Here is a 25,505-nt window from a genome sequence, read left to right on the forward strand (position 1 = left end):
ATGCGCGCGGTACGCTGACGCGCGCGGTCACGAATCGGGACCTTATGCCAGGTTTCGGGTACGCCAAAGCGGCGGACCGGGGCCGGTCCGCCGAATGGCTCAGCCGTTACTTGGTGGAGGAACCACCCGTCCAGAAGGACTCATCGAGCTGCTTCGGGTCGATGTCGTCGTCCTCTGCCGGAATATCCGCGAAGTCGGCGTATTTCGAGTAGAGGTCGTCGTCGATTGCATCGTCCTCTTCAGGCTCGTCCACGGCACTGTTCGTCGTGTACGAGTCCTCATCCGCCAGCTCTCGCTGAAGTGCGTGTAGGTCGGTGTCGGGGCTGAAGTACTTCAGCTTCCGAGCGACTTTCATCTGCTTAGCCTTTTGACGGCCGCGCCCCATGGCGTCGACCCCCTCCGCGTCGTTCGGGTCCGCATCAAGCGGTTCCCTGGGTGTTCAAAATGTTTCGTGGGACCATCATAGCTAATGGAACGGCTTGACCTCACCTTGGATCGGTTTTTGCGCGCTGAGCGGATTGACCCGAAGGGGGTGAATCCCCGGCAACACGCCGAAAACGTGCGCGACGCGCAGCATCATGTGAACGGTATTACGGATTAATCTGTCAGGCGCGCAGATGTGCAATCCCCTCGCGCGAGCGGGATGCCCGGGCGAGGGGAGCACACGGAAAGGCGGAAGAGTCAGGCGTCCACGGCCTCGTCGGCCTTCGCGAGCGCGGCGAGAGTCTGCTTGGCGGCCTCGCGGCCGATGCGGCGAGCCTGACGGCGTGCGCGACGCGGCTTACGCGTGGCCAGCAGGACGAGGACGCCGATGGCACCCACCGTGGACAGGGCGACGACGGCGACCTTCTTGATGGCCTCCGCGTTGCCGCCGACGGCGTCCTGAAGAGTCAGAGACGCGGTCTCCTTGAAGGACTTGAAGCGCACGGTGGCCTCCTCCTTCGCTTCCTGGGCGAGGGTGGCGGGCTGCACGCGTGCGTAGAGCTGATCGATCGTGGCGGCCAGCTCGGCGCGCTGACGCTCGAGGTCGGCCTCGATCTGGGCTGCGGTGCGCGTGCCGGAAGGCTGAGCGGCGCGCTCGCCGACGGTCACGGTGCGCGGGTCGACGGAGTTGCTCACTTGCCCAGTCCCTTCTCGATAGCTTCCTTGGTAGCGGCCACCGATGCGGCCGGATCCGGACGGTGCTTCTGCGCGCTCTGGAGGGCGTTCTTACCGGCCAGGGCCAGGGTCGCCACGATGGCCAGCAGGATCACGACAACAATCAGCGACGCCGCCCACGCCGGAAGCACGAGGGCCAGGAGGACCTCGACCGTGTGGAGAGTCCAACCCAGCAGGAAAAGCGCGAAAACGGCGGCCGTGACGAGCAGGCCCGCACCCTTACCACTCTTGGCGGCGAAAGCGCGCGCCTTCGTCTTATTGAGCTCGATCTCGTCACGCAGAATTCCCGACAGCTGGCTGGTCACCAGCGCGACGAGGCTGCCAATGCTGGGGCGTGCCTCGGATGCGGGAGCCGCGTGCTGCGGCGCGTGCTGCGTGGGGGCCTCGGGCGGCGGGTACTGCCCGGGCTGGGGGATAGACTGGGTCATAGGGGCTCCTGCGCGTGCGGGGTAACGAGGCGACGGCTCGCCTGATAAGCCTAGTCTCTCATGAAGAGAGGCGGCTCGCAGTGACCCGTACGCTACTCCTCGCGTTACTCCTTCGGTGCGATGGGACCCGGCAGATCCGACAGGATCTTGCGGGCGCGCACGACCAGCTCGGAGACCTCATCCTCGGCCTGTGCTGGGTCCTCAGAATCGACCGCGGGGATGTCGCGGAGCGGCGCGTTGTCGGCTGAACCAGCGTTCGTTTCAACCGGCGCAATGAGCACCGGCTCGTCCACAGGGGCCTCGTCAAAAGACAGATCCTGAGCGTTCGTCGCCGCGCCAATCGAGCGGCGGGCGGGAGCCGACGCGGGAAGGGAACCGGAGGTGCCAGCCACGACCTCGTCAAAGGGGGAGGGGAGTGATGCACGGAGGGTGCTCTGATCCTCCGGGTTGGCCTCCAGGGACGTCGCGATGATCACGGGCGTGGGGTTCGGCGCGTCAAGCGACACTCGACCGTTCGTGAGCAGAATCGCACGGTCCGTCGAGGCGGCTAGCTCCGGGGACGGCGTTGAGACGACGACCGCGCAGCCCGCCTTGGTCAGCGACCTCAGGAGCGGCTCGAACTCGGTGCGCGCCTCATCGGGCAGGGAAATCGGATCCTCAATGAGGAACACCTCCGCACCGGACACGATCGCGCGAGCGATCAGCGCCTTGAAGCGCTCCCACGGCGTCAGCTCCGAGGGATACCGATCAACGCGCTGCGCCAGACCCGTCACCTGGAGCGACCCCACCAGGTTATCCCAGTCCGCGACCGAACCCGTCGCCGACAGGGGCTCGAGGATGTTCTGGCGGATCGTCAGCGTCTCATCCAGCGGGGAATCCATACGGATCAGCGCCACCGAGCCGATGCGGCCCGCCAGGCGCGCCACCCACGAACGCGACGGCGCAGCGATAATGCGGCCAGCCTGCGGCTCTTCGAGGCCCGCAAGGATCAGGAACAGGGCGCGAGCACGGCGGCCCGTCGGATCCAGGATCGCGCTCAGCGTGCGCGCGCGGAAACCCATGTCCACGTTCGCCAGGAGGAGCGCGCCCGTCGCATGATCCGTGTAGGTCAGGCCCAGGCCGGCGACCAGGACCTTGCCACCGCCGCCCTTCGCCGCAAACGAGCGGCGCGAACGGTACCACGGGCGCGGCTCAGTCGCGGGCACGTGCACAGGCACCGGCGCGACCATGACCTTACTCTGCGTCCGGCGAGGAGCCGGTGGCTGCGGAGAGTACTGGGGGGCCTGCGCACCACTCCGGGGGCTGTGCGCGTACGGGGAGTTCTGGGGCTGCTGAGCGTCAGTCAGGACGGCCTCGTCCTGCGCGCCCGTCGTCGACGAGGCCGTGGCCCCCTCGACGGCAGCGTCGACCGCAGCAGCGGCGGTCGGCTCCGCGACGGCCTGCCCAGCGGCAGCCGTCAAGTCAGCCACGTCCTGGCCATCCGTACCCTGCAGGTTTTCACGCGAGTCGTTCGACATGCCCCTATTGTTTCAGGATCGTGTCGTTTGTGCCGTAATGGCGCGCGGGAGTGGGTCGGGTGATACGTTTGTGATGTCCTGCCAGCGAGTGAGGCGGCTGTGGCTGCCGTGTTCCCCGGATGGGGATGGCCCCATGCAGTGCATTAGGAGGACGTTTTCCCTGCGAAAGCGGGGATTGCTCTGTGCCTGAGGCCTTCGTGTTCGTGCGGCGACAATATATTTTGCAAGATGCATTGCATAAGAAAGTTTTCAGTGTTATCGTGTACCTATCAGCCCTTCGGGGTGATGGTGGCTCTGAAGGGGCCACCGGGTTCAACAATTTCAGAGTAACCAGACTCACTCATCGTAGCGTGTTTTGGTTGCGTAGGAAGCGAAATTGACTCGAGGTAGAGATGATGGCCCGGAAGAAGGTAAGTGTTGAAACGCCTTCGGTTCTCGCAGTGGCGACTGCGCCGATTTTTCCCGCTGCGCGTTCTGATCTCGATGCGTCGGAGTTGTCTGATCTTGCTCGGTGTTTTTGGGCAAAGACAGGAGGCGGGGCAGGCGCGTGGCTCTCTGTCGTCCAGCACTTAATGGATGCCGCAGACATCGCGGAAAAATTGTTTGATGGGTATCTGAGCGAGCATCACCGTCGGCTTATGGCCTCCGTGTGGGACGGGGACCAATCGAAGGCGCGAGCCAGCTTCGTGTTCCTGGCAGGCGTGCACGACGCGGGCAAAGTGAGTCCCCAATTTGCTTGTCAGTCTGCTGAACTCGCGGAACTCATCCGAGACCAGGGAATCTCGGTCATGCGAAAGAAGGACTACGCAGAGCGAGCGTTCCTTCCCCACGGCCTCGTCAGTCAGTTTACATTCCAGGAGCTGGTAGGTGCTGGGGGAGGGGACACGGGGCGTGCCCGCGAGTGGGCGATCCTCGTCGGTATCCATCACGGACGCTATCCGGATTCAGATGCCGTGCGGGTCGCGCATCAGCAGTACAGGTATCAAGAAGGATCCGTGACGGACGAGCCGCGGTGGGGGCAGGCGCGCGCTGAGATTCTCCGGTGGATGGCGGCGCGCAGTGGCTTCCCGCTAATCGCCCCGGGGACTGCTTTGCCGGAGCTGCCCATCGCGGTGGCATCCGCCTACGCCTCGGCACTCGTCATTGCTGACTGGCTTGCCTCGAACGAGGAATATTTTCCACTTCGTCCGCGTCCGATCAATGGGGACAGAAAGCTGTCGATTGAGGGCTATCCCGAGCTTACTGCGGAGCAGCAGCGAGCTCGTGTCGAGCGCGCCTGGAAGCGAGCTGCCTTCCCCTCGCCCATGCGCTTGCCTGAAGCGCCGACCGACGAGATCGCTGACTTCTACCGTCACCGCTTTGGGTGGCCGGCCTCGTACCGGCCGACCTGTGCGCAGCGTGAGGCCGTCGAGATCGCCTCTACTGAGGACCCGGATCTCATGATCGTCGAGGCACCGCCCGGGTCCGGGAAGACTGAGTTGGCCTTTGCAGCCGCTGAGGTGCTGATGCGCGCTCGGGGATTGCAGGGCGTGTTCGTCGCTCTGCCCACTCAGGCCACGACGAATGCGATGTTTGAACGCGTCACCGCGTGGCTGAAGAGCATCCTGTGCGATGAACCGCAAAAGCTTGGCATCCAGCTGGCCCATGGGAAGAACAGTCTCAACGAGAGCTTTATGAAGCTCCTCGAAAGTGGCAAGAGTCCCCTCGAAGTGTACGACGATGAGGGGGACCTGGGCCTGCACGCGAGCCGGTGGATGGGGCAGCGCTGGCGCTCGACGCTGTCACCCGTTGTGGTCGGCACGATTGATCAGGTGCTGCTCGCAGCCCTCAAGTCGCGCCACGTGCTGGTGCGCCACCTGGGGCTCATGGGCAAGGTCGTCGTCATCGACGAGGTGCACGCCGCCGACGAGTACATGGAGACCTACCTGGAAGCCGCCCTCACGTGGCTCGGCATGTACAGGATCCCCGTTGTCCTGCTGTCTGCAACCCTGCCGCCCGCGCGTCGCCGCGCGCTCCTGGACGCCTATCGACGAGGCCGTGGTTCGTCGGGCGAAGGCGCTGAGTCAGTTGAGGGCGTGATTGGGTATCCGGTCATCTCGACGCTGTCAGCTGCGGGCGTGCACGTCCACGAGATTACTGGCGAGGCCGAGGACCCCAAGCGGATCATCCCGACCTCGCTCGGCTCACCCGATGAGATCGCGGAGCTACTTGAGCGAGAGCTCGCCAATGGTGGATGTGCTGTCGTTATTCGCAATACCGTCCGTGAGGCACAGGAAACCTACGACGCGGTGAAAGCTGTCTTTGGGCGCGAGCAGACAACCTTGCTGCACTCGCGTTTCCTCGCAGCTGAGCGTGCGGCGCGTGACCGCCGGATGCTCGAGTTCTTCGGGAAGGGGGCCACGCGGCGTCCCCAGCGTCACGTCGTCGTCGCAACACAGGTGATTGAGCAGAGCCTCGACGTCGACTTCGACCTCATGCTCACCGACCCCGCTCCCATGGACCTTGTGCTGCAACGCATCGGACGACTACATCGACATGAGCGGGCGGATCGTCCTGTGGGGTTGCGCGAAGCCCGATGCCTGGTGCTGGTGGAGGATCTCTTTGCTGTGCCGTGGGCCTACTCCACCGGGACAGACCATGTCTACTCGCGACATGCGGTCCTGCGAACCCTCGGAATCCTCTCGGATCGTGGCGAGATCACGGTCCGTGAACCCATCGACTACGCGCAGCTCACCGCGCTGGCCTACTCCGACGTAGAAGCCGTCGGACCCGTTCAATGGGCCGACGCTTTCGACACCGCGCTCGACGAACGAGAACGTAGCACCGCGCAATCGCGGATGCGGGCAAGCACGTGGTGCCTCGACGGTATGAACGTACACCGATGGAAAGCTCCCAAGTTGGAAGAAAAATTCCAAGGAAACGCCGCCACGGGGGAGGACACCAAGGGACCGGGAGTCGCCGCAGCACGAGCCGCAGTACGAGACGGCGAAGACCAGATACCCGTCCTCGTCGTCGCCATCGATCCCGAACTGGGCAATGTACCGGTACCGCCACCCCTCACCGGACGGGCTACCGACGATGAAAAACTCGAGGTCGGCGAATACAACGCTCGAGGACGCATCGCCGACATCTGCTCGTGGAGCATCGCCCTGCCTCCGTGGGCTTTCCGCGCTCGCGGGCAGAGCGTCGACCAGGCGGTGGACGCAGTTGCAGGTGCCATCTGGGATGATCCCATTACGGCGGAATGGGCGTGTCGCGAACACCCGTTCCTGGCGGGAGAACTGATCCTCGCGATGTACAAAACCCCCGGCAGTGAACGCCTGACGCGCGACCTGTGCGGACACACAATCACATACTCCACAGAAAGAGGAATGGAGGTGCAGGGTCAATGAAGAACCCTGAATTTAACCTGCTCGATGAGGCGTGGATACCCGTTCGGCTCCTCGACGGGACCATCGCCGACGTCGGGCTGCTGGAGCTACTCCGGCGCACGACAGACATTGCGGACCTTGCGTGTGAGCTACCGACGCAGAGCATCGCGATCCAACGTCTGGTACTGGCCGTTGCCTATCGCGTGGCGGCTCCCGCTGATGAGGATGAGTGGATTGATCTATTCGATGAGGGATTGCCAACCGAAGCGATGGCCAACTACCTCGAACAGTGGCGAGACCGCTTCTATCTCTTCGGGGGGCGCTATCCCTTCATGCAGGTTGCTGACCTGCGAACGGAGAAAGACGAGGTAAAATCACTAGACGCAATTGTTGCATGCGTGCCAAAAGAGGAGAAACGACTATTCTCCACACGACAAGGTCCTGGGGTGGCTCAGCTTTCTCCATCAGACGCTGCCCGTTGGTTAGTTCACGTACAGTCGTATGATCCATCGGGCATCCGGTCAGGTGCTGTGGGGGATTCACGAGCGACGGGCGGTAGGGGTGCGCCGATTGGGCCGGCTTGGTGCGGGCGTCTCGGACTCATCTGGATCAAGGGGCAGAACCTTGCCGAAACACTCGTCCTTAACCTCATTCCTCCCGACACAGGTAGTCTGACCGGCGTCGAGCTCACTTCCGAATGGGAGGGGTGCAGCTGGGAGTCAGCTGAACCAGAGAGCGCGGCTCGTGGGGACTACTCGCTTCTCGATCCTTCGGGTAGTCCCCGAAACCTCAGTATCCCGCGTCTGCTGACGTGGCACTCCCGCCGTGTCAGGCTTGTTGGAAGTTGTGAGGGAGTCACGGGAGCCGTCCTTGCACAGGGAGACAAACTGTCACCTCAGCAGATGCTTCGGTATGAACCGCAGAGTTTATGGGTATATTCCAAAGAACAGTCGAAGAAGTTCAAACAGGACGTGTACATGCCTCGTAAGTTTGAGCCGGGACGAGCTTTTTGGCGTAATCTTCCCGGTACCCTGCCCGGGGCCACGTATGCGGAGGGGGCTGATAAACAACCGAAGAAACAATTTATACAGTGCGCGACGCTCAGCTTTCATTCCGGACTTGCAGAATCATTGGTTGAATCGGTTTACCCTGCTCGGATGATTATCCAGGCAGTTGGGGTTTCCTATGGAACCCAGGAGGCGACCATCGAGGACATTTATTCCGATGAACTAACGCTTCCTGTCGCATTGTTGGCTGCTGAGCGACAAGACCTGGCAGAACTGATTGATCGTGAGGTTCGTACCACAGAGGATGTGGCTAGGGCAGTTGGAAAGCTCGCGGCAAATCTTGCCCGCGCCGGGGGAGAGAGTGGTGAGAAAGCGGGCGAGGGTGCACGAGGTCAAGCCAAGGAACGATTCTTTTCGATGGTTGATGTCTCATTCAGGAGTTGGCTGACACAGGTTGATGGGCGCGAAAACGCGCGAGACGTCGGGCGACGGTGGGAGCGTTCCCTGCGTCAGCACGCCGTTGACATCCAGGCTGAACTCGTGAGGGGCGCCTCGTCGTCGGCGATCATTGGCCGAGATACCGGCAGGGGGTACATGAACGTTGGTATCGCCGAAAACTGCTTCCGGGCGGCGCTCAACAAGAGTCTCCCGGTGCACAACACCAATCAGGAAGGAACGAAATGACCAGCAATGATGCTGCCCCGGAGACTCCTCCGGACGACGGCGCGACAGGTCTGTCGACGCACGGAGCTGTGTATGGCCGCGTCGGTGGGTTGATCGTAAACCGGCTCTGGAAGGAGACTCCTTCGGCACGCGCACTTCGCGCGCAGCTGAGGGGAGCGCTTTCACGAGAGGCCGGATCGGTGCCCGAGCTGTGGGACCTCACGCTCGATGGCCGCCCCGGCTATCTGGGCGACGAGCCGACTAGAGGCGAGAAGGCTGTCCATGGGGCGCTCACGCTGTGGGCGCTTCACCAGGGATCAAATACGAGGCCCATGCACGATACGTCGGACTGCCCGCGCAGCTTCGCGTCCGCGATCCGAATCGTGGCCAAGGGACAAAGCGGTGACAAACCGGCCGAGGAAGCACCAATCTATCGGCGTTTTTCCGCGGCTGTTCAGGCCCCCACGTTCGAGGGACTTCTCGTGCATCTGCGTTCGCTTGTCTCTCAGCTCGAGGCTGCCGAGATTCCCTGTGACTACGCGGGGCTTGCAGCCGACCTCTTCATGTGGCAGGACCCACGTCGTCGCACGTCCGTCATGCGCAACTGGGGTCGTCAGTTTGCTCGTCTCGCTGAAACTATCCACACCGACTCTGCCTCTGACGAGTGACGTCGAGGCAACGCAATCAAACAAACTTCATTTCTGAAAGGAAAGACAATGTCCGTCTTCGTTGATATCCACGTCCTGCAGACCCTCCCGCCCTCGAACCCGAACCGTGATGATACGGGTGCTCCGAAGACAGCTACCTTTGGTGGTGTCAGCCGTATGCGGATCTCATCGCAGGCTATTAAGCGGGCAGTTCGGGAGGATTTTGAAAAGTCTCTTGAGGAATCGCTTCAGGGAATCCGTTCGAAAAGAATTCCCTCTGTCCTCAAGAGCAAGGTTCTGAAGCGTCAGCCTGAGACCAACGAAGATGCTCTATCCAAGATGGTCTCGACCATTGTTGCGTGGACGTATCTTGGTCACACAGATACGAAGAAGAAGCGCGAAAAGTTCCTTAAGGAAGTGAAGAAAAATCCGGAACATGCCTTCGATGAGGTTGATGCTCTCTGGTTTGTATCGAACGCCGAGTTGGATTCTTACGTGGATGCGATTATTGAGGATTCCGCCGAGTCCGATATTGAGAAGGCTTTCAAGAACCGAAAGTTCGATAAGGCATCGACCAAAGAAGATCAGTCCGTTGCAGTTGCGCTTTTCGGTCGTATGGTCGCTAGCAATGTCAATCTGAAGATTGATGCCGCGTGCCAGGTTGCCCACGCGATTGGTGTTGGTGCGGTCGAGCATGAGTACGACTACTACACGGCTGTCGACGACGAGAAGAAGCGCAGCGACGAGGCTGATGAGGGTGCGGGAATGATCGGTACGATCGAGTTCGCATCCGCGACGGTGTACCGCTATGCGACGATCAACGTCGACATGCTGCGCGAGAATCTTGGGGACGATTCCGTCGCGGATCGTGCCATTGAGCTTTTCGTGGATAGTTTCGTTCGGTCGATGCCGACCGGTAAGATCACGACGTTCGCGAACCGTACCCTGCCCGACGCTGTCCTGGTTCAGGTGCGCAACGATCAGCCGATCAACATGGCGGGTGCCTTCGAAGACCCGATCATCGCTGGGCAGCACGGTTTTGCCGAGCCTGCCGTTAAGCGTTTCGTCGAGTTCGAGTCCAAGCTTCGTGACCTCACCGGCCTCGAGCCCGTCGGCTCTCTCGCCACGTGGACCACGCCTCGGGGCGAGGCCTTCTCCGCACTGGGCGCCCAGGTTCGCCTGGTCGATCTGGGCAGCGCGACGGTGGATGCTGTGCGAGGCGAGCGATGAGCTCGGTACTCGTCTTGCGTCTGGCTGGCCCCATGCAGTCGTGGGGCTCATCCAGTCGATTCACGCGCAGGTCGACGGAGGCGTTTCCCACGAAAAGCGCACTGGTCGGTCTGCTCGCGGCGGCGCAGGGACGCAGGCGCAGCGATCCTATCGAGGATCTGGCTGAGCTTCGTTTCGCCGTGCGGGTGGACCAGCCGGGGCAGTTGCTCCGCGACTTTCATACGGCGCACCGGGGTGATACGTCGATGCCTCTATCTCACCGTTTCTACCGGGAAGATGCCGCTTTCGGAGCCTTCGTCGAAGGGCCTGACGACATGATTGATGCGCTTGCGCAGGCAATCGTTCGCCCGGCATTTCCGCTCTACCTCGGCCGCCGCTCATGCCCTCCGACCCTGCCACTGCGTCTCGCTGTTCACCAAGGCAGTGCGTGGGAAGCAGTGCGCGACACCCCGTGGATGGCCTCGTCGTACTACCAGAAGAAGCAGCGTTACGACCATTTCGTTCAGACGCGAGTCGTCGCGGATCTGGGGATTATTCCACCTGAAGTGGAGAAATCCTCCCAGCAGACACTTCAGGATATGCCGATCAGTTTCGACTCGGAGCATCGCAAGTACACCCTGCGTACGGTCGAGGAGACCTATATCAACCTGGAGAATCCGCAGTACGTGGAGGTGAAGCCGCAGGCCCACCCCAGCCTCGTGCATGACCCGATGGAGGTGCTCTGATGTATCTGACACGCATCTACCTCAACCCGCACCGTCGTGGGGCGAAGCAGCTCATGCGCAGCCGACAGGTCCTCCATGCGGCTGTCATGAATTGTTTCCCGCCGGGTGCCTTGGAGGATGCTGGAATGCCTCGGGTGCTGTGGCGCCTGGATCGTCCGTCGATCGTTCGGGGAGCGACTCCTCGTCAGGGGAGTCCCTCGTGTGCGCTCTTCATCTCGAGCCCGGTTCCTCCGGACCCCTCGCATATCGTGGAGGAGGCTGGCTACGCGACCGAGGGCGGGGTAGTCATCCGCGACATGAGTACCTTCCTCGATGGGTTGTCGGCTGGACAGAGGTGGGGTTTCCGACTCTGTGTGAATCCGACGTTCCTGGAGAGCAATCAGGTCAATGCGAGAGGACGGAAGAAGATTCTCGCTCACGTCACCCAGGATCAACAGACACAGTGGGTCCTGGACCGTGTGGAGCGGCTCGGGTTCCGTGTGCTGACTTCTGCCGAGTACGGCGGTGATTTGCCAGTCCTGGAGGACCAGAACGGACAACGTGTCGATGGGTCAAACCTCTTGATCAATGGGGTTGAACGGGGCATCGCCGAGTTTAAGCATGGAGGTTCTCGCGTGACCCTTGCGCTTGCTACTTTCGAGGGCGTGCTCGAGGTAACGGATCCGGATGCACTGCGCCACGGCCTCGTCCATGGGATAGGACGAGGGAAAGCATACGGCTGCGGTCTGATGACCCTGGCTCGGCCATGAGACCGATCCCCGGGGCGAGGCCGCCAGAACCGAAAGACTTGGTGCGCGTTCGGGACCGTTTGACATTCCTGTATGTCGAGCGGTGCACGATTAATCGCGACTCGAACGCGATTACTGTAGCCGACGGACACGGAATCGCCCACGTCCCAGCAGCGGCGCTGTCGGTGCTGCTGCTGGGACCCGGGGTTCGGATCACACACTCGGCGGTATCGGTGCTGTCAGAGAGTGGATCGACCATCGTGTGGGTGGGCGAGAACGGGGTGCGGTACTACGCGCACGGCACCCCGCCCTCGCGCTCCTCACGGTTGCTGGAGGCGCAGGCTCGCGCGGTGAGCGATCCGTCGATGCGGCTGACTGTCGCCCGCAACATGTACCTGATGCGTTTTGCGGGCGAGGACGTGTCGAAGCTGAGTCTCCAGCAGTTGAGGGGACGCGAGGGTGCTCGGGTGCGTCGCCTGTATCGTGAGCACTCGCAGCGCACGGGGGTGCCCTGGGATCGGCGAGAGTATGACCCCGACGACTTCGACGACGGTTCGGTGGTCAATCAGGCACTGTCGGCGGCGAATTCCGCGATCTATGGCGTTGTTCACGCGGTGATCGTTGCGCTGGGGTGTAGCCCGGGGCTGGGATTCGTGCACAACGGAACCTACCGTTCTTTTGTGTATGACATCGCGGACCTGTACAAGGCCAACCTGACGATCCCAATCGCGTTTGACGTTGCCGCATCGCCGACGGACGAGGCCGTGGGAACCGCCGCGCGAAAGGCTGTCCGTGACGCTGTTCGCGAGTTTCGGCTCCTGGAGAGGTGTGTCGCGGATATCAAACAGCTTCTGTCAGTGTCTGGAGCCTTGGCTATTGAGGACGATGACGACCTGATCGTGGACGACCTGCGCCTGTGGGATGACCACGAGGGGACTGTTGCTGCGGGTGTCTCCTACGAGGAGAGTGACTCCTGGTGATCGTCCTGGTCCTGTCCGCGGTGCCCGAGGGGCTGAGAGGTCACGTGACGCGGTGGCTCATGGAGATTTCCCCGGGGGTCTTCGTGGGGACGCTCAGCGCCCGTGTACGCGAGCGCCTGTGGGACATCGTCACTGAGAACATGAAAACGGGTCGGGCTGTCATGGTCTTTCGTGCGCGCAACGAGCAGGGACTCGCCTTCCTGACGTGGGGCGATCCCTGGAAGCCCGTTGACTTCGATGGACTCACTCTCATGATGCGCCCCTACTACTCGGAAGGACGAGGCCAATACTCCGAACCGGATCCTGCGGCGCGTCAGTTGCGCAAGCGACCCAAATTAAGTAACTTCCAGAGGAGACGGCAAGCTCAAGGGTTTCCAAGATCTGATCGATCTGCGCAGTAAAAGCGCAGGTCAGGAAGTGTTTTCCCCGCGTGAGCGGGGATGAGCCCATCCAGGCGTGGGATGGACAGGCGTGGACAGAGTTTTCCCCGCGTGAGCGGGGATGAGCCGTCGCCCGTGTACGCGCCCGCGTCCAGTAGGGCGTTTTCCCCGCGTGAGCGGGGATGAGCCGGACGGAGCGCCCTCGTCCGAGCTTTCCTTCCCGTTTTCCCCGCGTGAGCGGGGATGAGCCTGATGTCCGTCTTGCCGAAACGCATCGGCTCCTGTTTTCCCCGCGTGAGCGGGGATGAGCCGTTGTCTACGGCTGGTATGTCTTCCCGGATCGTGTTTTCCCCGCGTGAGCGGGGATGAGCCCGGACGAGGAGCTGGCAGCGGGCGAAAGCGGCTGTTTTCCCCGCGTGAGCGGGGATGAGCCGGCAAGGGGGAGGACGACGCGCACGCGCGGCGCGTTTTCCCCGCGTGAGCGGGGATGAGCCTTTCCCCGACCCCGACAGTCGCCAGGCGCGCTAGTTTTCCCCGCGTGAGCGGGGATGAGCCCGGATGCCATTGACGAAGTCACCGACAATGGCGGTTTTCCCCGCGTGAGCGGGGATGAGCCTGAACCCGCTCACCCCTATCCTTGCCGTTGTGGGTTTTCCCCGCGTGAGCGGGGATGAGCCGCAGCCGCCCAACCTGCCTGTCAAGATCAACGAGTTTTCCCCGCGTGAGCGGGGATGAGCCGGGTGATCACTTCACCAATGGTGAGGTTATCAAGTTTTCCCCGCGTGAGCGGGGATGAGCCGCTTGGATTGGACAGCCCCGAACATCGAACTAAGTTTTCCCCGCGTGAGCGGGGATGAGCCCCGTGCCCTTGATCTTCGCTGTCATGCGATTTTGTTTTCCCCGCGTGAGCGGGGATGAGCCGTGCGCGCCTCTTCGTCGACTGAGCGGACCTGGGTTTTCCCCGCGTGAGCGGGGATGAGCCCAACCACGACACGAACGTGAGGGATGATCTCGAGTTTTCCCCGCGTGAGCGGGGATGAGCCCCACGCCTGTAAAGTCGAGGCGGGCGAGTGGCGGTTTTCCCCGCGTGAGCGGGGATGAGCCCGCGGCGACCAGCGCGGACGCCGTGGAAAAGGCGTTTTCCCCGCGTGAGCGGGGATGAGCCCACTGCGGGAAGCGACCGTCACCCTCAAACCAGGTTTTCCCCGCGTGAGCGGGGATGAGCCGCGGGGGCGGGTCGATAATGGCCTGTCCCCCGCGTTTTCCCCGCGTGAGCGGGGATGAGCCGTACCTGTCTGAGAGCATGGGTGTAAGCAACGAGTTTTCCCCGCGTGAGCGGGGATGAGCCTACTCCCGAACGTTGCGTACGAATCGTCGGATGGTTTTCCCCGCGTGAGCGGGGATGAGCCGTCATCGGCAAGGAAGAAAGGCTTCCTCCGATAGTTTTCCCCGCGTGAGCGGGGATGAGCCCCGCCCTCATGAGCGCGGTTTTACCCGACTGGCGTTTTCCCCGCGTGAGCGGGGATGAGCCCAGCTCGTACTCTGAGATGTCCGGTGGGACTGTGTTTTCCCCGCGTGAGCGGGGATGAGCCCCTTGGTGGTGACCTTGCCGACAGGCAGGGGGTGTTTTCCCCGCGTGAGCGGGGATGAGCCGCTCATCGTATTCGCCCCACCCCACGTGTTGATGTTTTCCCCGCGTGAGCGGGGATGAGCCGATCAGGCTCACCGGATTGAACACGCTTGACAGGTTTTCCCCGCGTGAGCGGGGATGAGCCCCTCCCGGCGCTCGACCTCTTCCCGCTCCGGAGGTTTTCCCCGCGTGAGCGGGGATGAGCCGTGGCAAACAACCAAAAGGTCACTACTGAGGAAGTTTTCCCCGCGTGAGCGGGGATGAGCCGATCGGCCACGCCCACGAGGCCCTCGACCTTACGTTTTCCCCGCGTGAGCGGGGATGAGCCGTGGTCAAAAGAACACCCGGCTCCACCGAAGGCGTTTTCCCCGCGTGAGCGGGGATGAGCCGTGGTGCGCTGAAAAACCTCAACGCCTCTTTGGGTTTTCCCCGCGTGAGCGGGGATGAGCCCTCTGCGTATGTGGATTCAAAGTCGGATCCGTTGTTTTCCCCGCGTGAGCGGGGATGAGCCCTTCCCCTGGGACCAGTACATGGACCTCGTCAAGTTTTCCCCGCGTGAGCGGGGATGAGCCCGACGGCGTCAGGGGTGGGGAGCTTGCCGCGTGGTTTTCCCCGCGTGAGCGGGGATGAGCCCGAAGACAAGAACCTCCCATCCCACATCATGGTGTTTTCCCCGCGTGAGCGGGGATGAGCCGCGCTCTGGACGCGAAATGAGCGTCGCTGAAATGTTTTCCCCGCGTGAGCGGGGATGAGCCCCAAGCTCGCGGTCGCCATTGAAGGCGGCTCGCGTTTTCCCCGCGTGAGCGGGGATGAGCCTGCTGACCAACATCTCCGATGTCTACACCGAAAGTTTTCCCCGCGTGAGCGGGGATGAGCCGGGTCGATACCCCTGGGGCTGCTTAGTGTTTAGGTTTTCCCCGCGTGAGCGGGGATGAGCCGACGACCTCCTGAACCGCGCGGTAGCCACGTGCGTTTTCCCCGCGTGAGCGGGGATGAGCCTCTCACCGGCGGCGACGCGCAGGACGTCATACGGTTTTCCCCGCGTGAGCGGGGATGAGCCGGCAGCGTTCGATTTCGGGCACACCGTCCACGGGTTTTCCCCGCGTGAGCGGGGATGAGCCGGGGGGATCGTTTAGCCAGGGGGCGCTGCCCTGGTTTTCCCCGCGTGAGCGGGGATGAGCCTTCGATGGTCTGCAGGTAATCGCCGAAGTTCGCGTTTTCCCCGCGTGAGCGGGGATGAGCCGACAACCACGCCGACGAAGTCCACCGAGGCCGCGTTTTCCCCGCGTGAGCGGGGATGAGCCGTACCCGTCAAATAGCTCAATCTCGACGCCGTAGTTTTCCCCGCGTGAGCGGGGATGAGCCTTACCTGTCGCAGGACCGAGGAGCGGCGTCGACGTTTTCCCCGCGTGAGCGGGGATGAGCCGTTCGCCGACCAGGGCCTCAGCCTCGACGGCCTGTTTTCCCCGCGTGAGCGGGGATGAGCCCATGGTCTGGATTCCAGTCCAGACTCCTGACCAGTTTTCCCCGCGTGAGCGGGGATGAGCCGGAAATCTTCACGATCACCGCCCCGACGGTTGAGTTTTCCCCGCGTGAGCGGGGATGAGCCGCGCGCCGCTAACGTGGACGACATGCGTACCCTGTTTTCCCCGCGTGAGCGGGGATGAGCCGGGGTATCGACACCCCCGTGCCTAGCTTCGTTGGTTTTCCCCGCGTGAGCGGGGATGAGCCGCTTGGCCTGTGGCGGTGTACATCGACTCTCTTGTTTTCCCCGCGTGAGCGGGGATGAGCCGGGGTCTAGAAGGCGATCTGAGGCCATTAGAGAGTTTTCCCCGCGTGAGCGGGGATGAGCCCACACTTATTACAACTATTCTTTATAACTATTCGTTTTCCCCGCGTGAGCGGGGATGAGCCGCTCATACGCCACGTCTACACGATTGAGTACTAGTTTTCCCCGCGTGAGCGGGGATGAGCCGCAAGCAAGCCACACCCACGATGTGATGCAGGCGTTTTCCCCGCGTGAGCGGGGATGAGCCGGCGTCTGTCAGAGTGTCAACTCAAGTATGCGTGTTTTCCCCGCGTGAGCGGGGATGAGCCGCCACAACAAACCAAACGAGACCGAAAGGCCCAGTTTTCCCCGCGTGAGCGGGGATGAGCCGGGGGGTAACGTGCTGTGCCCCTACTCGTAGCCGTTTTCCCCGCGTGAGCGGGGATGAGCCGGGGTCTAGAAGGCGATCTGAGGCCATTAGAGAGTTTTCCCCGCGTGAGCGGGGATGAGCCGTGATTACCGGATCGGACGCCGCCATTGTGCGGGTTTTCCCCGCGTGAGCGGGGATGAGCCCGTGTAGATCAGATCCCTGCACGTGCGCGTCAGGTTTTCCCCGCGTGAGCGGGGATGAGCCGCATTAGTGCCGTGCGGATGGGACGCGCCACTGGTTTTCCCCGCGTGAGCGGGGATGAGCCGGGCCTGAACGAGTCCGTCCGCAAGGAGCTGGGGTTTTCCCCGCGTGAGCGGGGATGGGCCGGGACAGGATGCCAACAAGCTCGTCTCCTCGAAGTTTTCCCCGCGTGAGCGGGGATGAGCCGTGAGGCTGGAGCCGTTGACGGCGGCTAGGATCGTTTTCCCCGCGTGAGCGGGGATGAGCCGCCCTCCCCAGCGCGCGAGGCGACCGCCGCCGCGTTTTCCCCGCGTGAGCGGGGATGAGCCCGAGCGCGCCGACAGCCACAACCGCAAGCCCGAGTTTTCCCCGCGTGAGCGGGGATGAGCCGGCGACCTGCCTGAGGTCGACGTGCTCCCCCAGGTTTTCCCCGCGTGAGCGGGGATGAGCCGGCCACGCCATGCGTCGCCGCCGACGCGACCGCGTTTTCCCCGCGTGAGCGGGGATGAGCCCGCCGGGTCCGTCTCAGTGATCCGCACCCCCGCGTTTTCCCCGCGTGAGCGGGGATGAGCCCCCAGTCTGTGCCGGGGCCGGACGCGATAACGGGTTTTCCCCGCGTGAGCGGGGATGAGCCCCAGGTGATAGGCCGCTATGGCACGGTGTGTTGGTTTTCCCCGCGTGAGCGGGGATGAGCCCCGTTGGCGTTGGTGGGGCTACTCGGGTGAAGGGTTTTCCCCGCGTGAGCGGGGATGAGCCCAGCCCTCGAAGGACGGCCCGAACTATATCGCAGTTTTCCCCGCGTGAGCGGGGATGAGCCACCGTCGCCGCGCTCGCATTGCACGGTAACGCGGTTTTCCCCGCGTGAGCGGGGATGAGCCGCCAATCGAGGTTGGCGAGCCGTTTGATCTTGGGTTTTCCCCGCGTGAGCGGGGATGAGCCCACATGATCTGGCCAGGAAGCTCCTCGCCCACAGTTTTCCCCGCGTGAGCGGGGATGAGCCCCAGGTCGCAGCCGCGCACCTTCGCGACCTCACGTTTTCCCCGCGTGAGCGGGGATGATCCCGCGGTCGGGTGCGAGCTTGATGAGCGGTACATGTTTTCCCCGCGTGAGCGGGGATGAGCCCCAGCGGCTCCACTGGTCAACGAGGATGCGCCGGTTTTCCCCGCGTGAGCGGGGATGAGCCCTGGTGGCTGGCCATGTCGGAGAACGTGCCCTCGTTTTCCCCGCGTGAGCGGGGATGAGCCTCAGCCGCGCAAGACTGACCTCGCTTTGATCTGGTTTTCCCCGCGTGAGCGGGGATGAGCCAGACCGTGGGCGGCTCTGGCGAGTCCGCTGACGGTTTTCCCCGCGTGAGCGGGGATGAGCCGCGAGCATGGAATCGCACATGCAGCGCGTCACCGTTTTCCCCGCGTGAGCGGGGATGAGCCCAAATGAGGTATCGAATCGACTGGATTCAATTCGTTTTCCCCGCGTGAGCGGGGATGAGCCGGCTGTCTTCCCCGACTGGCGAGGCACAGAAACGTTTTCCCCGCGTGAGCGGGGATGAGCCGCGTTCAACTGTGCTTCCATAGTCTGCCTGAGCGTTTTCCCCGCGTGAGCGGGGATGAGCCTCGCCGTGGATTGACTTCGGGGTGGACGCGAATGTTTTCCCCGCGTGAGCGGGGATGAGCCCCCGACCCAGCTCACGATCAAAGACTCGCAACTGTTTTCCCCGCGTGAGCGGGGATGAGCCGTGCTCGAGGGCGCGGATGCGGTCCTCCCATAGGTTTTCCTCGCGTGAGCGGGGATGAGCCCAGCATGCGGAACGGGCGCACGATGCTGGCAGGGTTTTCCCCGCGTGAGCGGGGATGAGCCGAGCTGCCTGACGGCGTTCTGAACGGCAATGCTGTTTTCCCCGCGTGAGCGGGGATGAGCCGGGGAGCGAGAGTGATTCCCACGGTTGAACAGGGTTTTCCCCGCGTGAGCGGGGATGAGCCGCCACAACAAACCAAACGAGACCGAAAGGCCCCGTTTTCCCCGCGTGATCGGGGATGAGCCGGACGGAGCGCCCTCATCTGAGCTCTCTTGCCCGTTTTCCCCGCGTGAGCGGGGATGAGCCCGGCAAGCAGGTCGAGGTCGACAGCAAGACCCCGTTTTCCCCGCGTGAGCGGGGATGAACCGGACACAACCTTGACGTTCGCCCCCGAAAACTCGTTTTCCCCGCGTGAGCGGGGATGAGCCTGGCACAGTCCGAGCTTTCCCGCCCTTGCTGTGGTTTTCCCCGTGCGAGCGGGGGTGAGCCGACGTGTCGCTCGGGCAGCTGCCAGGCGTCAATGTTTTCCTCGCGTGAGCGGGGATGAGTCGCTCTCTGGAGGGGTGCCTCGCTCCGACCAGATGTTTTCCCCGCGTGAGCGGGGATAAGTCTGATCGATCCAACTTGGTTGTGGTGTACTATACGTTTTCCTCATCCAGGTGGGATTTGTTTAGATGCCCGCGCAGCCACGTGGAGCACTTACTGTAGGGGAGGCGGCTCCGGGAGATGTACGTCTACTCGCAGGCAATGCCGTCCCTGTCTCTGTCCAGACCCGGACGATAGCCGGGATCGCCCGCGTAGAGTGGCGCGGCTCCAGCCGCGCGCGCCTCCCGACAATTTGCGTAGTATGCGTGCTCCTCCTCGTCGTCCTCATTGTGCGTGGGAGCAACGGGGGCTGGTGCAACGACGGGCGCTGGTGCAGGCTGCTCTATCGTTTGGATGGCCGTGGGCGTTGGTGAGGGAGTGTAGGAAGGGCTATGGGTGGGAAGGGGACTGCTGCTCGGCGATGCGCTAGGAGTCGACATGAGCGATGTCATGTGACTCTCGGCAACAGTTAGCGTGATCGTGGTCGTCGTAGGTATGTCTGACCCGGACTTGTCTTGCGTGGTTACTTTGTAGCCGTCCTCATAGTGTGTCTGGGTAATCGTCGCTCCGCTGTTGTCGATGACCCTGAGTTGGCTGTATCCGGAGTTCTCAAGCCTCTGGATTGCATCCGGCAGAGCCTGGCCGACGACGTCTGGCACGATGGGATCGCACGCGCTGAGTCCTCCAGCCACGACGAGTGTGCTCAGTATCGCGAAAATGATGTGCTTCCACGTTGCCCAGCGTGTCCAAGACAGCATGGTTCCCCCTTTAGAAATAAACAAGTATGTCGGACGGCATATATGCTTGTTCGGTATTCTAAAGGTGAAAATAGCTATCTAGTAACCATGACTCGCGGGTTGGTGAAGTTGGCAATGAAAAATGGATATGATACGTATCTCAGTATCACTCCGCATCGGAAAACCAAAAATCCCCGAAGCTAATGCTTCGGGGCTTGCTGGTGGCTCCGACCGGCGTCGATCCGGTGACCTTTCGATTTTCAGTCGAACGCTCTACCAACTGAGCTACAGAGCCAAGACCTGAACCGATTCGGTCTGGTCGGCGACCCCGACGGGACTTGAACCCGCGACCTCCGCCGTGACAGGGCGGCGCGCTAACCAACTGCGCTACGGGGCCTTACAATAGGTAAGACCTATTAAATTGTGCCGTTCACATGTGCGACCGGCTGGTACCCCCAACGGGATTCGAACCCGTGTCGCCGCCGTGAAAGGGCGGTGTCCTAGGCCGCTAGACGATGGGGGCCTTTTGGCCGTCGAACTGGCGTCCGAAGACGGGATATATCTTAGGCAGACGTCCGTCAATACGTCAAAACGAAAAAGCGTGATGCGCACCACGTTACTAAAAAACATTGCAATTGTGCAGAATTCACAGGAATTCATCAGCTACCCGGCCTACCCTTAATGCATGACTCTGACACCAGCACTCGGTGCCCTCACTCAAATCTCAACTCAAACCTCAGGCGCGCTCGCGCGCGCCGCCGCTGACTCGCAATCTGGCGCGGAGGCAGCCGTGGATACCACCATCGACCTGACCCTCCTGTTCCTCGGACCCATCATCGGTGCCGTCCTTGGCCTGGTCGCCTCGGTGATCCTGTCCGTCCTGGCGCGTAAGGCGTTGGCGAAGTCTGCCATGGCCTCGTCGGTCCTGGGTCGCGTGCGCGGCCCCGCTCACTTCGCGCTCGCCACGTGGGGCGCGTGGGTCGGACTCGGGATCGCGCTCGTGGACCCCCGCCTCACTGACTGGGGTGGCTCATCGGTCACGACGTTCCTCATGCACCTGCTCCTCATCGCGGGCTTGGCCTGCATGACGTGGATGGGCTACGCCGCCGCGTGGGTCTTCGAAGACGCCGCGAAGGCCCGACAGGCCGCCGACCGAGGCCGTTCGCGCCGCTTCGAGACCCGCGCCCAGGTCCTGCGCCGTTTGGTTCAGGTGATCGTCCTCCTTGTTGGCACGGTTGCCATGATCGGAACCTTCGACGCCGCCCGCCAGGTCATGACAACCGTCCTGGCCTCCGCGGGTGTTATTTCCGTGATCTTCGGTCTCGCTGCCCAGCAGACCCTCGGCAACGTTTTCGCCGGACTGCAGTTGGCCTTCACTGACGCGATCCGCATGGGCGACGTCGTTATCGCCAGCGACAAGCAGGAGACTGGTTCCGTTGAGGAGATCACGCTCTCCTATGTGGTCGTGCGCATCTGGGATGAGCGCCGTCTCATCATCCCCTGCCGCTACTTCACGCAGACTCCCTTCGAGAACTGGACGCGCCGCGCTGCCGCCCAGCTGGGCACGGTCGAGCTTAAGCTCGATTGGTCCGCCCCCATGACCCTGATCCGCGCGAAGGTCGAGAAGCTCCTGGCTGCCACCGACCTGTGGGACGGCCGCACGTGGGCCGTGCAGATCACCGACTCCGACGCGCAGACCATCACCGTGCGCGTTCTCGTGTCCGCGACGAACTCCGGAAACCTCAATGACCTGCGTGCTTACCTGCGCGAGCACCTCATCGCGTGGATCGTCGCCGAAGAGCCGTGGGCTCGCCCCGTCCAGCACATCGAGCCTCGCGCGACCGTGACCGTCGAAAAAGACATGAGTCGTGAACGCATCGCGCGCTTGGCTGCCGAGCTCGCTGGGATCTCCGGCACGAACGAGGCCGTGGCCGCGACGGGCGCGTCGTCCTCCCACACGGGTGGGGCACGGCGCTCGTCTCAGGATTCCGCCCTGGGTGGTGCGGCCTCGTCGGTCCGCGCTGAGGGGGCCGTTCGCGAGCAGCCCAAGGACGCGGCGCACGCCGCACGCATGGTTGCCGCACGCCGCAAGGCAAAGCGGATTCGACGCCGTGCGATGGCTGATCGTCAGCGAGAAATGGCCGAGGGACAGGGACCCGCTCCCGACGAGACTCAGGTGATCTCCAAGTCCGCGCTGCGCAAGATCATCGAGGCCGCAAGTAACAGGAACCCGCAGGTCACCGAGACTCTGACGACTACATCCGTCGGTCGTGGGGAGCGTCTCTTCTCCGGTTCGGTCGAGGCCGACGAGCGCGCCGCAGCCCTGTCCGGCCCTGGCGAGGAGGTCTTCGCCGAGCGCGAGGCTAACTCTCGCCGCGTTCAGGATCGCCGTGAGGCGCGCGAGCGTCGCTACGCTGCCGAGTCCAAGGCCATGGACGATGAGGCGACCACCGCGCTGGCTGCCGTCGGAGTCGAACCTGTCGAGGCTTCCGAGGCTTCCATGCCTCCCGCTCCCGAGGCCGAGGCGCCCGCATCCGCAGCCACAGCGAAGTCCGGTCCCGACAAGCCGACTTCTACCTCCGATGAGGCGACCAAGAAGGCGCAGAACCAGTCCTCATCGGCTGACTCTGCCGCTAAGCCGACTGAAGTTGCTGGTGAAGAATCTCACTCTGCCGAAACGGTCGATCCTGCCGAGGCTGAGGCTCCCGCCGAGGCTACGCAGGCCGCTCCCGAGGCATCCGAACAGTCCGTTTCGGAGACTGCTGAAACCCCCGCTGACTCTGGTCAGGCTGAAGCAGATCAGGCCAAAGACGATCAGGGCAAGGAAACTGAGGCTCAGTCCGAGGCCCCTGCCGCGACTGATGAGGCCGCAACCGTGGAGGCGGCGGTCGTCGAGACCGAGGAATCCGACGCTGCTCAGGGTGAAGCGCCCGCCCCGGCTGAACTTGCCGAGAAGCAGGCCGAGTCCCCAGACGGGCAGGCCGAGTCCGCCGCAGCTGAATCAGCCGTGAGCGAAACAGATACGAGCGAGTCCGCTCCTGCAGAGTCCGATTCCGACGAGGCGGCAACCGCCTCCGAGGAATCCGCCAGGGACGAGAAGGACGAACCCGCTGAGGTCGAACCTGCCGATGAGCAGGCCGACTCCGCCGCTGAAGCGTCCGGTGACACCGCGTCGACCGAGAACGACGCCGACGAGACCTCCGAGGCCGAGCAGGCTGCTCCTGCGCAGGAAGCGGAGGACGCGACGTCGGATGACACTCCGGTCGAGGATCCCGCTTCCGAGGAACCTGAGACTGCCGACGACGCCGCAACGGAAACCGCTGCCGCGCCGACCGACGGAGATGAATCCGAGGATGCCCCGGCCTCGTCCGATACGGATGATGACACCGACGCCGCGGCCCCTTCGACCGAGAAGGAGCAGGTGACTGCTCCCGTCGAGCCTCGTGAAACGTCCGTGAAACAGGGCGACGAAGCGTTGGCTGAGGGTGCCGAGAACCCCGTCACCACGAACATGGTGTACGCCGGCAGGCCTGCGCTTGTGCCGCCGCCCGCGCCGACCCCCGCAGAGATGGCGGCGTCGCAGGAGGAAACCTCTTCGGACGAGTCGGGCAAGCCCGCACAGGCTGTAGCTCCTGCGCAGCCGACTACGCCGGCGACCCCGGCACAGCAGGAAGCGCGGGCACAGTCAGCCGCGGCCACGACCGCGGAGGAACCGGAAGCGCCTGCGCAGCCGGAACGACCGGTGCAGCCGGAAGCGCCCGCGCAGGAAACCGACAAGCCCGCCGATAAGCCTGAGGAGGCCGCGGAGGCAGAGGGACCCGACGAACCGGACATCCACCCCGGCTGGTACGCGGTCGCCGAGGAGATGCGCCTCGAGGATGAAATTCGTCCGACTCCGACGATGGTTCCGCCGCGCGTCTCGATCATGGATTTCTTCCCAGCGGTGGCCCCCACCGGCGCTGAAGCAGCCATGCTGCGCACGGTGACCGGTCAGGTTCCGGTCCTCGGCCTCGACAAGCGCGGCGAGGACTCCGGCGCCGACGAGGCCGTGGCACAGTCCGCGGCTCCCGCAGCCTCGAGTGACGCTGAGAAGGCCGCGGGTGCGACGAAGGTTGCGGCTGGCGCTGCCACGCAGGCGCAGCCCCTGGCCGAGCCGCCCGCGCCGACGGCCGCCGATGTGCGGGATGTCGAGGAGACCGCCGTCATGCCTCCCATCAAGGTCGCGCCCACGCCCGATCAGGCAGACACGCAGGTCCTTCCGGCGATCAAGGCGGCACCCGCCGTCGGCGACACGGTCGTGCTGGCGAGCGCCGAGCATCCTGCTGCGGAAGAACCCGTTGAAAATGCTGATTCCACCAAGGGGCAAGCTGAGGAGAAGGAGGCCGATGAAGCCGCTTCCGCCGAGGCTGAGTCCGCGCCTGAGGTGAAGGAGGAGGCTGAGGAAAAGGTGGCCGATGAGGCCGTCTCCGCCGAAGCGACATCCGCGTCCGAGGCGCAGGAAGAGTCGGCTGAGGATGCTGCCACTTCCGTCGAGGCCGAGGCTGAGTCCGCGCCCGAGGTGAAGGAGGGGGCTGAGGAAAAGGTGGCCGATGAGGCTGCCTCCGATGAGGCTGAGTCCGCGCCTGAGGTGAAGGAGGAGGCTGAGGAAAAGGTGGCCGATGAGGCCGCTTCCGCCGAGGCTGAGTCCGCGTCCGAGGTGAAGGAGGAGTCGGCTGAGGATGCTGGCGCTTCCGCCGAGGCCGAGGCTGAGTCTGCGTCCGAGGTGAAGGAGGGGGCTGAGGAGAAGGTGGCCGATGAGGCTGCTTCCGCCGAGGCTGAGTCCGCGTCCGAGGTGAAGGAGGAGGCTGAGGAGAAGGTGGCTGATGAGGCTGCTTCCGCCGAGGCTGAGTCCGCGCCCGAGGTGCAGGAAGAGTCGGCTGAGGAGAAGGTGGCCGATGAGGCCGTCTCCGCCGAAGCGACATCCGCGTCCGAGGCGCAGGAAGAGTCGGCTGAGGATGCTGACGCCTCCGTCGAGGCTGAGTCCGCGTCCGAGGTGAAGGAGGAGGCTGAGGAAAAGGAGGCTGATGAGGCTGCTTCCGCCGAAGCTGATTCCGCGTCCGAGGCGCAGGAAGAGTCGGCTGAGGATGCTGACGCCTCCACCGAGGCTGCTGACGCCTCCGCTTCCGAGGAGAACAAGCCCGCCAAGTCGTCCTCGAAGAAGGGCGGCAAGAAGGGCAGCTCCAAGAAGGGAACCACCAAAGAGGCGAAGGAGGCCCCCGAGGTGAAGGAGGAAGCTGAGGAAAAGGCAGCCGATAAGGATGCCTCCGCCGAGGCTGCTGACGCCTCCGCTTCCGAGGAGAACGAGCCCGCTAAGTCGTCCTCGAAGAAGGGCGGCAAGAAGGGCAGCTCCAAGAAGGGAACCACCAAAAAGGCATCCGGCAAGAAGAACGCAGGCAAGAATAAGTAGCCTGACAAGCCGCCCATCGACAGGGGTGTGAACCCCGTGAGGCAACCACGGCCTCGTCGATGAGAGCGACGAACATCCCCGCGCCGCCCGCGGCCGCACCCGA

At 63.4% G+C, this 25,505-nt stretch carries 14 protein-coding genes, 3 tRNA genes and 1 CRISPR repeat array; of the genes, 9 read left to right on the forward strand and 8 right to left on the reverse strand.

Features of this window, described 5'->3' with window-relative positions; genetic code table 11:
- Positions 1-106: 106 nt before the first annotated feature.
- The 4 genes from O3932_RS05090 to O3932_RS05105 all read right to left on the reverse strand — a co-directional run bounded on the left by O3932_RS05090 (position 107) and on the right by O3932_RS05105 (position 3,103).
- Positions 107-385 carry a DUF3073 domain-containing protein gene (locus tag O3932_RS05090; RefSeq protein ID WP_034505325.1) on the reverse strand — a complete coding sequence of 93 codons (279 nt, stop codon included), beginning with the start codon at positions 383-385 and terminating at the stop codon, positions 107-109.
- Positions 386-681: 296 nt separating this feature from the next.
- Entirely contained in the window at positions 682-1,119 is a 438-nt protein-coding gene (locus O3932_RS05095) for a DUF3618 domain-containing protein (RefSeq protein WP_347715779.1), read from the reverse strand.
- On the reverse strand, positions 1,116-1,586 hold the full coding sequence (locus O3932_RS05100; protein WP_315295281.1) for a phage holin family protein: 471 nt from the start codon (positions 1,584-1,586) through the stop codon (positions 1,116-1,118). The genes O3932_RS05095 and O3932_RS05100 overlap by 4 nt, the downstream gene beginning before the upstream one ends.
- Positions 1,587-1,690: 104 nt before the next feature.
- Positions 1,691-3,103: a hypothetical protein gene (locus O3932_RS05105; RefSeq protein ID WP_371536693.1), complete on the reverse strand. Its 1,413-nt coding sequence runs from the start codon at positions 3,101-3,103 to the stop codon at positions 1,691-1,693.
- Positions 3,104-3,498: 395 nt separating this feature from the next.
- On the opposite strand from O3932_RS05105, the gene cas3 reads away from it, so the two are divergent.
- The 8 genes from cas3 to cas2e are packed head-to-tail and all read left to right on the forward strand — an operon-like array spanning position 3,499 to position 12,855.
- Positions 3,499-6,495 (forward strand): CRISPR-associated helicase Cas3', encoded by a 2,997-nt coding sequence (gene cas3 / locus O3932_RS05110; RefSeq protein WP_371536696.1) that lies wholly within the window; start codon positions 3,499-3,501, stop codon positions 6,493-6,495.
- Complete coding sequence (gene casA, locus O3932_RS05115; protein ID WP_296502140.1) at positions 6,492-8,165, forward strand: type I-E CRISPR-associated protein Cse1/CasA; 1,674 nt, start codon at positions 6,492-6,494, stop codon at positions 8,163-8,165. Before cas3 ends, casA begins: the two co-directional genes overlap by 4 nt.
- The gene (casB, locus tag O3932_RS05120; RefSeq protein WP_299240512.1) at positions 8,162-8,812 is read left to right on the forward strand and encodes a type I-E CRISPR-associated protein Cse2/CasB; all 651 of its coding nucleotides are present in this window, start codon (positions 8,162-8,164) and stop codon (positions 8,810-8,812) included. Before casA ends, casB begins: the two co-directional genes overlap by 4 nt.
- Positions 8,813-8,860: 48 nt before the next feature.
- The gene (gene cas7e, locus O3932_RS05125) at positions 8,861-10,021 is read left to right on the forward strand and encodes a type I-E CRISPR-associated protein Cas7/Cse4/CasC (RefSeq protein ID WP_299240514.1); all 1,161 of its coding nucleotides are present in this window, start codon (positions 8,861-8,863) and stop codon (positions 10,019-10,021) included.
- Positions 10,018-10,746, forward strand: coding sequence for a type I-E CRISPR-associated protein Cas5/CasD (gene cas5e, locus O3932_RS05130; RefSeq protein WP_296502131.1), 729 nt, complete (start codon positions 10,018-10,020; stop codon positions 10,744-10,746). Before cas7e ends, cas5e begins: the two co-directional genes overlap by 4 nt.
- Complete coding sequence (gene cas6e, locus O3932_RS05135; RefSeq protein ID WP_296502129.1) at positions 10,746-11,495, forward strand: type I-E CRISPR-associated protein Cas6/Cse3/CasE; 750 nt, start codon at positions 10,746-10,748, stop codon at positions 11,493-11,495. The genes cas5e and cas6e overlap by 1 nt, the downstream gene beginning before the upstream one ends.
- Positions 11,492-12,454 (forward strand): type I-E CRISPR-associated endonuclease Cas1e, encoded by a 963-nt coding sequence (cas1e, locus tag O3932_RS05140; RefSeq protein WP_296502127.1) that lies wholly within the window; start codon positions 11,492-11,494, stop codon positions 12,452-12,454. The genes cas6e and cas1e overlap by 4 nt, the downstream gene beginning before the upstream one ends.
- Positions 12,451-12,855, forward strand: coding sequence for a type I-E CRISPR-associated endoribonuclease Cas2e (cas2e, locus tag O3932_RS05145; RefSeq protein WP_296502125.1), 405 nt, complete (start codon positions 12,451-12,453; stop codon positions 12,853-12,855). Before cas1e ends, cas2e begins: the two co-directional genes overlap by 4 nt.
- Before the next feature lie 18 nt (positions 12,856-12,873).
- A CRISPR array of direct repeats spans positions 12,874-19,245; the repeat unit is 28 nt; unit sequence GTTTTCCCCGCGTGAGCGGGGATGAGCC.
- 123 nt (positions 19,246-19,368) lie between these two features.
- Here the strand turns inward: cas2e and O3932_RS05150 are convergent.
- From O3932_RS05150 to O3932_RS05165, 4 genes are all read right to left on the reverse strand, one after another.
- On the reverse strand, positions 19,369-19,977 hold the full coding sequence (locus tag O3932_RS05150) for an excalibur calcium-binding domain-containing protein (protein ID WP_371536700.1): 609 nt from the start codon (positions 19,975-19,977) through the stop codon (positions 19,369-19,371).
- 198 nt (positions 19,978-20,175) lie between these two features.
- A tRNA-Phe gene (locus O3932_RS05155) sits at positions 20,176-20,251 on the reverse strand.
- Positions 20,252-20,279: 28 nt separating this feature from the next.
- Positions 20,280-20,353: transfer RNA gene (locus O3932_RS05160), tRNA-Asp, on the reverse strand.
- A gap of 50 nt (positions 20,354-20,403) precedes the next feature.
- Positions 20,404-20,479, reverse strand: a tRNA-Glu gene (locus O3932_RS05165).
- A gap of 162 nt (positions 20,480-20,641) precedes the next feature.
- On the opposite strand from O3932_RS05165, the gene O3932_RS05170 reads away from it, so the two are divergent.
- Positions 20,642-25,402 (forward strand): mechanosensitive ion channel domain-containing protein, encoded by a 4,761-nt coding sequence (locus O3932_RS05170; protein ID WP_371536703.1) that lies wholly within the window; start codon positions 20,642-20,644, stop codon positions 25,400-25,402.
- Positions 25,403-25,505: the final 103 nt, after the last annotated feature.

Origin of the sequence: Pauljensenia sp. 20925_1_25, from assembly GCF_041433955.1 — a bacterium.
In the GTDB taxonomy this organism is placed as follows: domain Bacteria; phylum Actinomycetota; class Actinomycetes; order Actinomycetales; family Actinomycetaceae; genus Pauljensenia.

Excerpts from the sequence above, each read along its gene's own strand:
- casB (WP_299240512.1), top strand. The coding sequence starts at position 8,162 with ATGACCAGCAATGATGCTGCCCCGGAGACTCCTCCGGACGACGGCGCG.
- O3932_RS05105 (WP_371536693.1), bottom strand. The coding sequence starts at position 3,103 with ATGTCGAACGACTCGCGTGAAAACCTGCAGGGTACGGATGGCCAGGAC.
- casA (WP_296502140.1), top strand. The coding sequence starts at position 6,492 with ATGAAGAACCCTGAATTTAACCTGCTCGATGAGGCGTGGATACCCGTT.
- cas6e (WP_296502129.1), top strand. The coding sequence starts at position 10,746 with ATGTATCTGACACGCATCTACCTCAACCCGCACCGTCGTGGGGCGAAG.
- O3932_RS05150 (WP_371536700.1), bottom strand. The coding sequence starts at position 19,977 with ATGCTGTCTTGGACACGCTGGGCAACGTGGAAGCACATCATTTTCGCG.
- O3932_RS05090 (WP_034505325.1), bottom strand. The coding sequence starts at position 385 with ATGGGGCGCGGCCGTCAAAAGGCTAAGCAGATGAAAGTCGCTCGGAAG.
- cas3 (WP_371536696.1), top strand. The coding sequence starts at position 3,499 with ATGGCCCGGAAGAAGGTAAGTGTTGAAACGCCTTCGGTTCTCGCAGTG.
- cas1e (WP_296502127.1), top strand. The coding sequence starts at position 11,492 with ATGAGACCGATCCCCGGGGCGAGGCCGCCAGAACCGAAAGACTTGGTG.
- cas7e (WP_299240514.1), top strand. The coding sequence starts at position 8,861 with ATGTCCGTCTTCGTTGATATCCACGTCCTGCAGACCCTCCCGCCCTCG.
- O3932_RS05100 (WP_315295281.1), bottom strand. The coding sequence starts at position 1,586 with ATGACCCAGTCTATCCCCCAGCCCGGGCAGTACCCGCCGCCCGAGGCC.
- O3932_RS05170 (WP_371536703.1), top strand. The coding sequence starts at position 20,642 with ATGACTCTGACACCAGCACTCGGTGCCCTCACTCAAATCTCAACTCAA.
- cas5e (WP_296502131.1), top strand. The coding sequence starts at position 10,018 with ATGAGCTCGGTACTCGTCTTGCGTCTGGCTGGCCCCATGCAGTCGTGG.